Consider the following 14,083-nt stretch of genomic DNA (forward strand, 5'->3'; position numbering starts at 1 on the left):
TTAGGGAAGTCCAGAAGGTCGCGGAAAATTTGAATTTTACTGACGGCGCTGTTCGGTTAGCCTTAGCGCTATGACATGGACGCATGAGACCGTTTTCCCCTTCACCGCCCCATTGACCACCGGGCATGAGACCACCCATGACGTATACGTCGGAGGCGACGGGCCGCCGATCATGATCATGCAGGAATTGCCGGGGATCGGGCCGGAAACGCTGGAACTGGCGCAACGGCTTAACGCATCGGGGTTTCGCATTTACCTGCCGCATCTGTTTGGCACCTTTGGCGAGACAGAGACCGGAAAGAACTTTGCCCGGCTGTTCTGTGTCCGGCGCGAATTCAACATATTCGCCCGAGGTAAACAGAGCCCGGTTGCAGGCTGGATGCGCGCCCTGGCGCGTGAAATCAAAACCCGCGAAGACAGCGCGGGCGTCGGCGTCATCGGCATGTGCCTCACTGGCAGTTTTGCCCTGACACTGATGGCCGAGGACGCGGTATTAGGTGGTGTGGCCAGCCAGCCTGCCTTGCCGATACTGGGCGGTGACAGGTTGCACATGAGCAAGCAGGACATCGGAGAAGCCTCGCTTGGCATGGCCGCAAAAGGGCCCGGTCTGGCTATGCGGTTTGCCGAAGACAAGATGTCCCCGGAGCGGCTGATGCAATCTCTGGAGAACGCCTTTGGCGGGCTTTTGCAAACCGCCGAATTTCCGGGCAAGGGCCATTCCCTGCTAACGCTGGATTTCCACGATCCGGCTTATCAGCGCGTGGATGCCTATTTCAAAGCGCGCTTTGACATGACCTGATCGCACGGGCACCCTTCCCCTTCCTTCATCCATTCGCTATTGCAGTCGCTGACCCGAATTTGATGACGCAGGACGCACCCATGGCGATGGAAAAGACATTCAACGCGGCCGAGGCCGAGGCCCGTATCTATGAGGCCTGGGAACAGACCGGAGCCTTCAAAGCAGGCGCGAACAGATCGCGCGAGGAAAGCTTTACCATCATGATCCCGCCACCCAACGTGACGGGCGCGCTGCATGTGGGCCACGCGTTCAACAACACGCTGCAGGACATCCTGATCCGATGGCACCGCATGCGCGGCTTTGACACACTGTGGCAGCCCGGTCAGGACCATGCAGGCATCGCCACGCAGATGCAGGTGGAAAAGATGCTGGCCGCGACCCAGCAGCCAGGCCGGCGTGAACTGGGGCGCGAAGCGTTTCTGGACAAGGTCTGGGAGTGGAAGGGCGAATATGGCGGCACCATCATTGAACAGCTGAAACGTCTGGGTTCAAGCTGTGATTGGGATCGCAATGCCTTCACCATGGCAGGCGCGCCGCGTGATCCGCGCACGGGCCACGAGAATTCCGCAAACTTCCATGATGCGGTGATCAAGGTCTTTGTTGAGATGTACAACAAGGGTTTGATCTATCGTGGCAAGCGGTTGGTCAATTGGGACCCGCATTTCGAGACCGCTATCTCGGACCTTGAGGTCGAGAATATCGAAACACCGGGCCACATGTGGCACTTCAAATACCCATTGGCGGGCGGTGAGACATATGAGTATTTGGAAAAAGATGAAGATGGGAATGTGATCTTCCGCGAAGAGCGGGATTATATTTCCATTGCGACGACGCGCCCTGAAACCATGCTGGGCGACGGTGCGGTGGCGGTTCATCCGTCGGATGAACGCTACGCGCCAATCATTGGGAAACTTTGCGAAATTCCGGTTGGACCGAAAGAGCATCGCCGTCAGATCCCGATCATCACCGATGAGTACCCGGACCCAGACTTTGGCTCGGGTGCGGTGAAGATCACCGGGGCGCATGACTTCAACGACAACATGGTCGCCAAGCGCGGCGGCATTCCGATGTACCGCCTGATGGACACGCGCGGCGCGATGCGGGCCGATGGCGCGCCCTATGCCGAAGAGGCAGGCAAGGCGCAGGAATACGCGCGTGGGCGTGAGTTCACCGAGAATGAGATCGACGCGATCAACCTGATCCCCGATCACCTGCGTGGGCTCGACCGGTTCGAGGCGCGAGCGAAAGTCGTGGAAGAGATCACTGCGGATGGTCTGGCCGTCATGACCCGCGCGGATGATCCACGTCTGGGCTCGACCGCTTTGAAGCCGGATCACGAAGGGGCCGATAAGCAGGTCCCACTGGTCGAGAGTAAACCGATCATGCAGCCCTTCGGCGACCGCTCGAAAGTGGTCATCGAGCCGATGTTTACCGACCAGTGGTTCGTCGACGCCGAGAAGGTCGTCGGCCCCGCGCTGGACGCGGTCAAGGACGGCACGGTCAAGATCATCCCCGAGTCGGGCGAGAAAACCTATTACCACTGGCTGGAAAATATCGAGCCCTGGTGCATCTCGCGCCAGCTGTGGTGGGGACATCAGATTCCGGTTTGGTACGGTCTCGATCTTTCCGCAGACAATTTCATGGATGATGAGAACGACGGCGACCTTGACCTGGTCGAACTCGGTCGTTTGTTGAACGAAGGCGGCATGTTGCACCGTGGCAATGTCATGGAATGCGCGTCGAGCTTTGACGCTGTTGTCGAAAAATTCCTTGATGACAATGCAAACATCCCCAGCCCGCTGAGCCATGCAACCGTTGTTGAAGTTGCTGACAAACATGAGGCGATCCATCAGTTCGCTGAGAGTCTCGCCCAGTATGCCGTAGAGCAAGATCCAACCAAACTGGTCTATCCGGTTTGGCGCGACCCTGACGTCCTCGACACTTGGTTCTCGTCCGGCCTCTGGCCTATCGGCACGCTGGGCTGGCCCGAACAGACCGAGGAATTGGAGCGCTACTTCCCCACCGATGTACTGATCACCGGCGCGGATATCCTGTTCTTCTGGGTTGCCCGGATGATGATGATGCAACTGGCGGTGGTGAACGAAATCCCATTCCACACCGTCTACCTGCACACGCTCGTCCGTGACGAGAAGGGCAAGAAGATGTCCAAGACGACAGGCAACGTCATCGATCCGCTGGAAATCGTGGACGAGTTCGGCGCCGACGCGCTGCGGTTTACCAACGCCTCGATGGCGGCAATTGGCGGCGTGCTGAAACTGTCCCGCGAACGCATCACCGGTTATCGCAACTTCGGCACCAAGCTGTGGAACGCGGTGCGCTTTGCCGAGATGAACGAGGTCTTTACCGACGCAGTTCCGCGACTGGATGTGGCTGACCTGAAACCCAAAGCCGCAGTGAACCGTTGGATCATCGGCGAAACCGCCCGCGTGCGCGAAGAGGTCGACGCGGCGCTGGAAAGCTATCGTTTCAACGACGCCGCCAACGGGCTTTACGCCTTCGTCTGGGGCAAGGTCTGCGACTGGTATGTGGAGCTGTCCAAACCGCTGCTGCAGGGCGATGACGCCGAGGCACAGGCCGAGACCCGCGCCACCATGCGCTGGGTTCTGGATCAGTGCATGGTTCTGTTGCACCCAATCATGCCCTTCGTCACCGAGGAACTATGGAGCTTGACGGGCGACCGCGCCAAGATGATTGTCCATGCCGATTGGCCCACTTATGGCAGCGACTTGATCGACGCCGAAGCGGAACGCGAGATGAACTGGGTGATCTCCGTGATCGAAAATACCCGCTCGGCTCGCGCGCAGATGCGAGTTCCGGCAGGTCTTTACGTGCCGATGTTGGTGACGAAAATCGACGCGCATGGGCAGGCCGCATGGGACCGCAATGAAGCACTGATCAAACGTCTGGCTCGGATCGACAGCCTCACCGAGTCGGATGAGCTGCCCAAAGGTACCATCTCGATTGCTGCCCCCGGCGCCAGCTTTGGCCTGCCGTTGGCGGATATCATCGACATCGACGCTGAAAAGGAAAGGTTGGAGAAAGCCAAAGGCAAGCTGGCCAAAGAACTAGGCGGCCTGCGCGGGCGTCTGAACAACCCCAAATTCGTGGCCTCGGCCCCGGAAGAGGTTGTCGCAGAGGCCAAAGCCAACCTCGCCGCCCGCGAAGAGGAAGAAGCGAAACTGAACGAGGCGCTGGCCCGTCTGGCCGAGATCGCCTGACCTTCACCTTTTCGAAAATACTCAAATCCCGAACCCCGCCGCGTATGCAACGGCGGGGTTTTCCTTTGCCTCAACCCCTTTTGGCCCTGTTCACAGCAGTTTGCGATTGTTAGCAATTGCGGGTGGTAACCCCGAGGACGCAATGGTGCAGAACTTCCCTCCGATGCAAACCGTATCAACCGGGCTGGTGGTGGCCATTGTCGGGTTCTTCAGCTCTTTCCCGATTGTGCTGCAGGGATTGTCCGCAATGGGCGCTTCCGGACCCGAGGCAGCCTCGGGGCTGATGAGCGCGGCCATCGCCATGGGGTTGGCCGCAATTGTGCTCAGCTTCTGGTACCGACAACCGATAAGCGTGGCCTGGTCCACCCCGGGAGCCGCCGTTTTGGCAGTGTCTGCAACCCCGGTCGAAGGGTTCTCGGGCGCGATTGGTGCGTTTCTGTGCGCCGGCGCCCTGACTGTGTTGGCCGGTCTGTGGCGACCCCTTGGGCGCCTGGCCGCAGCGATCCCAACGACGCTGGCACAAGCCATGCTTGGAGGGGTCTTGTTGCCGCTGTGTATCGTTCCGTTCAAGGCTGCGGTCGAAGTGCCATGGCAAGCGTTGCCCGTCATCCTGACATGGTTCATTGCAGGTCGGCTGAACAAGTTGTTTGCGGTGCCAGCCGCCGTAGTCGCTGCGGGTCTAGTTGTAGTCCTTTGCGCTGGTGATGCTTCGGTGCGCCCGGAACAGTATCTGGCGGCGCCGGTCTGGACCATGCCCAGCCTGTCGTTGGCGTCTGCAATCGGAATTGGCATCCCGCTGTTCATCGTCACCATGGCAACGCAGAACATCCCCGGTGTCGCGGTCATGCGCAGCTTTGGCTACACACCCAATCCGGGCAAGCTGTTCTCATCCGTCGGCGGCGCCAGTCTTCTTTCCGCACCCTTCGGCGCGCCTGCAACCTGCCTTGCCGCCATCACCGCCGCGATGTGTTCGAACGAGGACAGCCATCCGGACCGGGATCAACGCTATTGGTCCGCCATCATGGCGGGCGTCTTCTACTGTGTGTTCGGCGTGTTTGCAGTGGCTATCACCGGCTTTGCTGCGCATGCCGATCCGCTGTTGATGGGCACGCTGACGGGCGTCGCGCTGATCGGCGTGATGGCCAATGCAACCTTTGCCGCGCTTGAAGTTCCGGCAGAGCGTGAGGCCGCGATCCTGACGTTCGCCATCACTGCATCCGGGATCACTGTGTTTGGTCTTGGGGCAGCAGTCTGGGGCTTGCTCGCAGGCGGCATTGCCTATCTGGTGACGAACCGGGTGCGCTAGTCGCGGTGGACGAAAGCCCGGCTTGAAACGGAAATCGAATTCCTTGACGGGTCCTTTGCATTGGCAAATTGATAGCCGTCCGCTTTGTGGATTGCCCCGAATACCAAACCTTGCTTCAGCGCCTGGGCGCAAAAGGCTGGCACGTCCGGAACGTCAAACACCAGCTTTACAACGGCCTGACCTTCGCGCGCAGCTTTGCCTGCGGGATGCAACAATAGATGCACACCGCCTGAACAGGGCTTCAATTCTATGATCCTGTCACCTTCGATCCGGTGCGCTGTATACCCGAAATGAGTTTCGTAAAAGCGCACCATTTCGTCGATACGTTTGGTGTACAAAATCAAACGCGTTATGGCTGGCGAGGTCATTTGAATTCGGGTGTACGGCCCTGCATCTGCGCGGTGATGACTTCCATCTGGTCCGGCTTGCCGATCAGTTCGACCTGTTCTGCGGATTCGGCCAGCAAAACGTCGGCGCGGGATTGGGCCTCGGCCACGTCGATCAGACGTTTGGCGGCGCGGATGGCCGAGGGGCTTTGGTTCGCGATGTTCTCGGCCAAGGCCAACGCCTCGGTCAGTGGATCGTCCGAGAGTTTGGTCACTAGCCCCCAATCGGCGGCTTGCTGCGCGCCGATTGGACGGGCGGTATAGGTCAGCAACCGCAAAACGTCCGAGCGAACCAGTTTTGGCAGCAGGGCCATGCCGCCCATATCGGGGATCAGGCCCCATTTCATTTCCATCACTGCCAGTTTGCTTTCAGGATGAGCAATGCGGATATCGGCGCCCAGCGCGATCTGCAATCCTCCGCCATAGGCTACGCCCTGAATGGCGCAGATCACCGGAACCGGCACGCGCCGCCAAATCAGGGCGACCTCTTGCATCTCGTTGGCGTCCTCGTGGCTGCGTGACATCAGCCACTCGCTCGGGTCTTTTTGCGCCAGCGTCGCAAAACTGGCCATGTCGAGCCCGGCGCAAAAGCTTTTGCCCTCCCCCGACAGCACCACGGCACGCGCGTCCGAGGCGGCAACCTCTTGCCCGGCCGACAGGATCGCCTTGATCATCGCATCGTCCAGCGCGTTCATCTTGTCACCGCGCGTCAGAGTGATGTGGGCAATGTGGTCTTTGTACTCGACAGATACGCGCGCCATGCGGGGTCTCCTGAAGCTTGTTTCGTCAACCATGCCCCGAAAGGTTGGCGCAGTTCCACTGCGACGTCAGGGCATCTGTGTCACGGCCATCCGACCGAACCATGGCGAGTCGAGCGTCATGACGTAGAACTGATCCCCGACGATCTTGCCCCCCGTTGTAATGCCCAAACGACCATCCGGGTCCTGCAGGCTTCGCAAAATGTCACCGTCGCCATCAAACTGCACCATCATTCCGCGATGGATTGGCTTAGGACGAACCATTGGTCCGAGGCGCCAGATCAGTTTGCGCAGCAATGGATAGGGCATCAAAGCCTCAGCCGGAACGCGTGGGCTAGCAAAGGCAACCCAATATGTCCCATCGCCCTGCGCTTCGATATTGTCGGGATAACCGGGCAAGTTGTCCAACAGCACCTCGCGCCGTCCCGCTTTGGGGCCTGACAACCACAGCTTGTGGATACGGGCGCGACCAGTTTCGGCAATCAACAGAAAATCTTCATCCGGTGAAAGCGCAACGCCGTTGGTGTAGACAAAGCCATCAGCGATTTTTTTCGTCACTCCATCAGGGCTGTGTTTGGTGACATAGCCGGTATCGGATTGTTCCCAGATTGTCAGAACCGAGGTCGGCTTGGTTCCGCCCATGGTTTCAGGATCGAACCGATCAGATGAGTTTGAGAAATAGACTGTGCCGTCCTGCGCGACATCCAACTGATTGGCATAGATCACCGGGGCGCCGTCGATATCTGAAACCACGCTTTCCAACGTGCCCGGCCCGGTCCAGCGCATTAAGCCGCGGAAACTGTCGGCAATATAGAGCACACCATCTGGGCCCGCCTTGAGACCTAATGGACGCCCGCCCAACTGGTCGATCTCAACCGGTTCTGCCCCGTCGATCCGGTACAGGTTTCCGGACAGGCTAGTGGTATAGATCGCTCCGTCGGGCAATACCGCGATATCTTCGGGCCCGATCTGACCGTCAGGCAAAGCAATGAGGTCGAGGGTATCCAGCGCGTTATTTTCGGCAAAATCGCCAGTGAACCCTTGGTCTTCTGGCATTTTATGAGCAACCGGTTCGACTGGGACGGGCCAGAACAGCAGATAGGCAAGACCGATGAGGATGAGACCAATAAAATAGCGCATGAAATCTTCTTTCTTCAGATGTAGGCAGACTGGCGGTGAATGCGGCGCAGTGCAAGGCTTGCCCAGATCAAGCTGTTGCGCTTATCTGCGACCATGACTGGTCCCAGATACACCCCGCTTGCCCAATCCCTGCCCGCAACCGTTCCTTTCGTGGGTCCCGAAACGCAAGAGCGCCAGCGCGGCGCGGCGTTCAAGGCGCGGCTGGGCGCGAATGAGAGCGTCTTTGGCCCCTCGCCTCGTGCAATCGAAGCGATGCAACAGGCAGCCGGGGAAATCTGGATGTATGGTGACCCGGAAAACCACGATCTGCGCAATGCTCTGGCCGATCATCACGGGGTCGCGCCCGAAAACATCGTGGTAGGCGAAGGCATTGACGGGTTGCTGGGCTATCTGGTGCGACTGCTGGTTGAGCCGGGGGATACCGTTGTGACCTCGGACGGGGCATATCCGACCTTCAATTACCATGTGTCGGGGTTTGGCGGGGTTCTGCACAAGGTCCCGTATTCCGGCGACCATGAAGACCCGGCGGCCTTGTTTGCAAAAGCGGCAGAGGTCGGGGCCAAGCTGGTGTATCTGGCCAACCCCGACAATCCCATGGGCAGCTGGCATCCCGGCGCAGACATCCTAGCGGCGATGGGGACGTTGCCGGATGGTTGCCTGCTGGTGCTTGACGAAGCCTATGTGGAATGCGCGCCCGAGGGGACAGCGGCGCCGATTGCCGTGGATGATCCGCGCGTAATCCGGATGCGGACGTTCTCAAAAGTCTACGGCATGGCGGGCGCTCGGGTCGGGTATGCGATGGGCGCGCCAGAGCTGATTTCGGCCTTCAACAAGGTGCGCAACCATTTTGGGATGAACCGGGCGGCGCAGGCGGGTGCTTTGGCCGCCTTGAAGGATGATCTGTGGTTGGAACAGGTTCAGGCGCAGATCAAACACGCCCGCGAGCGTATTGGGCAGATTGTCCGGGAACATGGGCTGGAGCCCCTGCCCTCGGCCACCAACTTTGTGGCGATTGACTGCGGGCAGGACGGGGCGTTTGCCAGGGTGGTTCTTGATAGCCTTGTGGAACAGGGCATTTTCGTCCGAATGCCCTTTGCGCCGCCGCAAAACCGCTGCATCCGGGTGAGCTGCGGCAACGATGCGGATCTGGATGCTTTTGCCGCCGCCTTGCCCAAGGCATTGGCCTCGGCGCAGGGGTGATACCCCCCGGCGCGAACCGGGCTTAGCCCTGCCCGGCCAACACGGCGGCGGCTGCCTCCAACGCGCCTTTGCCGCGCGGGATGTTCAGCGCGGCCATGGCCGTTTCAACACCCCCCAGCATGCCCATGATCATCTGCCCGTTCACATGGCCCATGTGGCCCAGACGGAAACAGCCGTCAGTATCTGCCATTCCAAGGCCGATGCCCAGCGTCAGGCCCAGCTGGGTTTCGGTATAGCTGCGCAGGGGCGTACCAAGGCCGTCGGTTAGCCGCAGGGCGGTGACGGCGCGGCTGCGATGGGCGCGGTCGGCGACGTTCAAGTGCAGGGCACCACCTTCTGACCAAATCTCGCAGGCCGTCCAGACCGCTGTGGCCAGGTGTTCATGCCGCGCCCAGACATTCTCGATCCCTTCGGCATGGATCATGTCCAGTGCGGCACGTAGGCCGTACAGGTGATGCGTCGGCGCGGTGCCGTTGAAATACTGGTAGAACATCTCAGGGTTGGCACGTGGTTGCCAGTCCCAATATTGCGACACACGCGGCATCGCTGCGCGTTTGGCCTGCGCCTTATCGTTGAAAAAGACAAATCCGACGCCCGCCGGGGTCATCAAACCCTTCTGGCAGGCCGTGACGGTGACGTCTACACCCCATGCGTCCATCTCAAACCGGTCACAGCCCAGCGAGGCGATGCAGTCCGCCATCAGCAGCGCCGGGTGACCCAGATCGTCGAGCAGTGCCCGCAGCGTCGGAATGTCGTTGCGAACCGAGCTGGAGGTGTCCACGTGCACCGCCAATACCGCCTTGATCCGGTGTTCGGTATCCGCGCTCAACGCCTCGGCGATACGATCAAAACCCCATGGCGACGCTGTTCCGAAATCCAGCATTTCAACCTGCGCGCCGATCCCTTCTGCCATCTCCGCCCAGCCATGGGTAAAACGGCCCGAGGCCGGGGCCAGAACGGTTTCGCCCGGGGCGATGACATTGGATAACGCCGCCTCCCACGTGCCGTGGCCGTTGGCGATATAGATGGCAACGTTGTGGCGGGTGCGCGCGACGCGACGCAGATCATCGGTCAGTGTGGGCATCATCTCGATCAGCTCGCCGTCATAGATGTTGGGCGACGGGCGGTGCATGGCCCGCAAGACTGCGTCGGGCATGACCGACGGACCGGGAATGGCCAGATACTCGCGCCCCTGCGCGAGAGATACTTGGTTTGTCATGAGGTCCACCTACGTGAATTGACGCCCACCTTAGCGCAGGTTTGTTGGGCGTCAATCCATCAGCTTGGCTGCATCGCGCGCGAGGGTTTCAATGCCAGCCCAATCGCCATCCACCACCATCTGTTTCGGTGCGACCCAGCTGCCACCAGCACAAATCACGTTCGACAGTGACAGGTAATCGCGTGCATTGCCGGGCGACACACCACCGGTCGGACAGAAGGTGATTTGCGGCAAGGGCGCACCGATGGCTTTCAGCGCGGGTGCGCCCCCTGAAGCCTCGGCCGGGAAGAATTTCAGCATGTCATAGCCCTGTTCCAGCAGGCGCATCGCCTCGCTGGCGGTGGCGGCACCGGGTAGCAGAGGAAGACCTTCGGCCTCGCACGCGGCAATCAGGATGTCGGTGGCACCGGGTGAAACGCCAAACTGCGCACCCGCCTCTTTTGCGGCGCGGACATCTTCAGGTGTGACCAGCGTGCCAGCGCCGACAACACCACCGGGGACATCCGCCATGGCGCGGATCGCGTCCAGCGCCGCCGGTGTGCGCAGTGTGACTTCGAGCGCGGGCAAGCCGCCTGCAACCAGTGCTTCGGCCAAGGGCCGTGCCTGTGCGGCGTCGTCGATGACCAGAACCGGCACGATCGGCGCGAGGGCGCAGATTTCGCGGGTGCGTTGAGTTTTCACAGACATAAGTTTCAGGCTCCGAATATACTAGCACCGGTATCGGCGGTGCCGACAGCGTTGCGGAACGCGCCGAACAGGTCGCGCCCGAGGCCATATTGATTGGCCGAAAGATCGGCAATGACGGGTTGGCGATCCAGGACACCCTCGGTGAGGATTTCCAGCTCGCCCTTCACGGCGTCGACACGCAGCAGGTCACCGTCTTGCAAACAGGCGATGGGGCCGCCATCCAGTGCCTCTGGGCAGATGTGGATCGCGGCGGGGACTTTGCCGGACGCACCCGACATGCGGCCATCAGTGACCAGCGCCACCTTTTGCCCACGCCCTTGCAGGATCGACAGGATCGGGGTCAGCGAATGCAGTTCCGGCATACCGTTGGCTTTGGGTCCCTGAAAGCGAACGACCACGATGACGTCACCAGTGAACTCTCCGGCCTTGAACGCGGCTTTGACTGCGTCCTGCGTGTGGAACACGCGCACGGGGGCTTCGACCACCTGATGTTCGGGGGCTACTGCAGAGACTTTCATGACGCCTGTGCCCAGATTGCCGGTCAGGCGCGAGAGGCCGCCGGTGGGCTGGAACGGGTCTTTGGCAGGGCGTACGATCTTTTCGTTCAAACTGTGACCTGCGCCGTTCTGCCAAATCAAGTCGCCATCAATCAGTTTCGGTTCCTGCGTGTAGTGATGCAGGCCTTGCCCGGCGACGGTCAGCGTATCGGGATGCAGAAGGCCGCTTTCGAGCAGCGTGCCGATTGTGTATCCGAGCCCTCCGGCGGCGTGAAAATGGTTCACGTCCGCAAGACCGTTGGGATAGACCCGCGCGACCAGCGGTACGACAGCCGAAATGTCCGAGAAATCTTCCCAATCCAGAACGATGCCGCCTGCTCGCGCCATGGCGATCAGGTGAATCAACAGATTGGTCGAGCCGCCCGTCGCCATCAATCCTACGATCCCGTTCACAAATGCCCGTTCGTCGAGGACCTGATAGACAGGAGTGTAACTGTTGCCCAGCGCGCTGAGAGACAGGGCGCGGCGTGCGCCTTCCTCTGTCAGGGCATCGCGCAACGGCGTGTTGGGGTTGATGAAGCTGGAGCCCGGCAGGTGCAGGCCCATGAACTCCATCAACATCTGGTTGGTGTTGGCGGTGCCGTAGAATGTACAGGTACCGGGACCGTGATAAGCAGCCATTTCGGCGGCCATCAGTTCCTCGCGGCCAATTTCTCCGGCGGCGAATTTCTGACGGATCTTGGCCTTTTCGTCGTTCGGCAAGCCGCTGGTCATCGGACCTGCCGGCAGGAAAACGGCCGGTATATGGCCAAAGCTCTGCGCGGCGATTACCAGTCCCGGAACGATCTTGTCGCACACTCCGAGGAACACGGCGGCATCATAGGTGTTGTGGCTGAGCGCCACGCCCGCAGCCAGCGCAATCACGTCGCGAGAGAACAACGACAGCTCCATCCCGGCCTCGCCCTGCGTGACGCCATCACACATGGCAGGCACGCCACCTGCAACTTGCGCGGTTCCACCAGCGGTACGGATAGTGCGGCGGATCAGGTCCGGATAGCGTTCGAACGGCTGATGGGCCGAGAGCATGTCGTTATAGGCAGTGACAATGCCCAGATTTCCGGCTGTTCCGATGGCCATCGACTGCTGGTCTTCGCCCGCACCGGCATAGGCATGGGCCTGTCCGCTACAGGACAGATGCGCGCGCGCCGGGCCTTTTGACCGGGCCTGTTCCATGCGGTCCAGATGGGGGCCGCGCAGGGGTGCGCTGCGGTCGATGATCCGTTGGGTGACGTCGGTGATAACGCTGTTAACCATGGTTAACCTCCGATCTGGCGCCAGCGGCGGCCGTCGCGATGCATCAGCATCAGTGCTTCTTCGGGACCCGAACTGCCCTGATCATAGCGCGAGGGGCGGTCACCGCGTTCCTCCCAGCCGTGAATGATGGGATCGACCCAGGCCCAGGCGGCCTCTGCCTCATCGCCGCGCATGAACAGGGTCTGGTCACCGCGAATGACATCCATGATCAGCCGTTCATAGGCGTCCTGTGCCCGGACATCCGCGCCCAGCGCATCAGCAAAGCTCATGTCCAGCGCGACGTCGGACAAGCGGAAACCACCCGGGCCGGGATCCTTGATGGTGGTGCGCAGAGTGATGCCTTCGTCCGGTTGCAACCGGATCACCAGCACGTTGCCGTGCAAAGGGCCAACATTGGGAAAGATTGTGTGCGGTGGGTCGCGGAAGAACACCGCGATCTCGGATTCGCGCGCCCGCAGGCGTTTTCCGGTACGCAGATAAAACGGCACCCCGGCCCAGCGCCAGTTGCCGATATGGGCCTTGAGCGCAATGAAACTCTCGGTTCGGCTGGCGGGGTTGCCGACATGATCGACATAGCCACTCTCACCTTTTTCGGCGCGGTATTGACCACGCGCAATATCGGCCTGTACCACCGGCTCCAATGCTTCGATCACCTTGACCTTCTCATCACGCACCGCGTTGGGTGCAAATTTCGAGGGCGGCTCCATCGCGGTCAGGCACAAAAGCTGCACCAGATGGTTTTGAATCATATCCCGCATCGCGCCGGACTGATCGTAGTAGGCGCCACGCCCTTCGACACCAACAGTTTCCGCCACAGTGATCTGCACATGATCGACATGGGTTGAGTTCCACAGCGGCTCGAACAGGGAATTGGCAAAGCGCAGCGCCATCAGATTTTGCACTGTTTCCTTGCCCAGATAATGATCGATCCGATAGATCTGATGTTCCTCAAAACAGGCGCGCAGCCCTTCGTTCAGAGCCTTGGCCGAGGCGAGGTCATTGCCGAAGGGTTTTTCAACCACAATACGGCTGTCGGGCGTGGCCAGCCCGTTTTCATGCAGGCGTTGCGCGATGCCGGAAAACAGTTTCGGACCAACCGAGAGGTAGAAGGCCCGGACAACATCGTCGCGCAAGGACTTGCTGAGCGTATCCCAACCTGCCGCGCCCAACGCATCAACCGGCACGTAATCCACATGGGTCAGAAACCGATCCAAAGTGTCCTTTTCGAACCCCGGCGCGAATTCCTGCATTGACGCGCGCAGCTGTTCGCGGAACGCATCACTGTCCATATCCGACCGCGCGGTACCGATGATCCGTGCATCTTCGGGCATCTGCCCCACTTCAAAACGGTGATACAGGCCCGGCAGGATCTTACGTTGCGCCAGATCGCCAGTCGCGCCGAACAACACCAGATCGAACGGTTCTACCGGAATTACGCGTGAAACCATCAGCAGGCTCCTTTCGAGTTCCCACAGTCAGCTAAACACGGCGCTTGGTACAAGTGCGAAACACGCAATACGCGCCATGTTATCGCTAAC

At 60.3% G+C, this 14,083-nt stretch carries 11 protein-coding genes; 4 read left to right on the plus strand and 7 right to left on the minus strand.

Annotated features, from left to right (window positions below; translation table 11 throughout):
- The first annotated feature begins 70 nt into the window (after positions 1-70).
- From HW561_RS15840 to HW561_RS15850, 3 genes are all read left to right on the plus strand, one after another.
- Positions 71-799, plus strand: coding sequence for a dienelactone hydrolase family protein (locus tag HW561_RS15840; RefSeq protein ID WP_176866315.1), 729 nt, complete (start codon positions 71-73; stop codon positions 797-799).
- Between the two features lie 80 nt (positions 800-879).
- Positions 880-4,038: a valine--tRNA ligase gene (locus HW561_RS15845; protein WP_176866316.1), complete on the plus strand. Its 3,159-nt coding sequence runs from the start codon at positions 880-882 to the stop codon at positions 4,036-4,038.
- Between the two features lie 106 nt (positions 4,039-4,144).
- Complete coding sequence (locus tag HW561_RS15850; protein ID WP_235962938.1) at positions 4,145-5,344, plus strand: benzoate/H(+) symporter BenE family transporter; 1,200 nt, start codon at positions 4,145-4,147, stop codon at positions 5,342-5,344.
- Here the strand turns inward: HW561_RS15850 and HW561_RS15855 are convergent.
- The 3 genes from HW561_RS15855 to HW561_RS15865 form a co-directional block, all read right to left on the minus strand.
- Entirely contained in the window at positions 5,341-5,712 is a 372-nt protein-coding gene (locus HW561_RS15855; RefSeq protein ID WP_176866317.1) for a VOC family protein, read from the minus strand. The genes HW561_RS15850 and HW561_RS15855 overlap by 4 nt on opposite strands.
- The gene (locus HW561_RS15860) at positions 5,709-6,491 is read right to left on the minus strand and encodes a crotonase/enoyl-CoA hydratase family protein (protein ID WP_176866318.1); all 783 of its coding nucleotides are present in this window, start codon (positions 6,489-6,491) and stop codon (positions 5,709-5,711) included. The genes HW561_RS15855 and HW561_RS15860 overlap by 4 nt, the downstream gene beginning before the upstream one ends.
- A 66-nt stretch (positions 6,492-6,557) precedes the next feature.
- On the minus strand, positions 6,558-7,628 hold the full coding sequence (locus HW561_RS15865) for an SMP-30/gluconolactonase/LRE family protein (RefSeq protein WP_176866319.1): 1,071 nt from the start codon (positions 7,626-7,628) through the stop codon (positions 6,558-6,560).
- 93 nt (positions 7,629-7,721) lie between these two features.
- Between HW561_RS15865 and HW561_RS15870 the strand changes: the two genes are divergently transcribed.
- Positions 7,722-8,828: a pyridoxal phosphate-dependent aminotransferase gene (locus HW561_RS15870; RefSeq protein WP_176866380.1), complete on the plus strand. Its 1,107-nt coding sequence runs from the start codon at positions 7,722-7,724 to the stop codon at positions 8,826-8,828.
- Between the two features lie 22 nt (positions 8,829-8,850).
- Here HW561_RS15870 and HW561_RS15875 read toward each other — a convergent pair whose 3' ends face one another.
- Genes HW561_RS15875 through zwf form a run of 4 tightly spaced genes read right to left on the minus strand, consistent with a single transcriptional unit; the run spans position 8,851 to position 13,993 of the window.
- Positions 8,851-10,047 carry a pyridoxal-phosphate-dependent aminotransferase family protein gene (locus HW561_RS15875; RefSeq protein WP_176866320.1) on the minus strand — a complete coding sequence of 399 codons (1,197 nt, stop codon included), beginning with the start codon at positions 10,045-10,047 and terminating at the stop codon, positions 8,851-8,853.
- Positions 10,048-10,098: 51 nt separating this feature from the next.
- A complete protein-coding gene (locus tag HW561_RS15880) occupies positions 10,099-10,734 on the minus strand; it encodes a bifunctional 4-hydroxy-2-oxoglutarate aldolase/2-dehydro-3-deoxy-phosphogluconate aldolase (protein WP_176866321.1) in 636 nt (211 codons plus the stop codon).
- Between the two features lie 5 nt (positions 10,735-10,739).
- A complete protein-coding gene (edd, locus tag HW561_RS15885; protein ID WP_176866322.1) occupies positions 10,740-12,545 on the minus strand; it encodes a phosphogluconate dehydratase in 1,806 nt (601 codons plus the stop codon).
- Between the two features lie 2 nt (positions 12,546-12,547).
- Positions 12,548-13,993, minus strand: coding sequence for a glucose-6-phosphate dehydrogenase (gene zwf / locus HW561_RS15890; protein ID WP_176866323.1), 1,446 nt, complete (start codon positions 13,991-13,993; stop codon positions 12,548-12,550).
- Between the last annotated feature and the right edge of the window lie 90 nt (positions 13,994-14,083).

The organism is Ruegeria haliotis (genome assembly GCF_013377785.1).
Classification (GTDB): Bacteria; Pseudomonadota; Alphaproteobacteria; order Rhodobacterales; family Rhodobacteraceae; genus Ruegeria; species Ruegeria haliotis.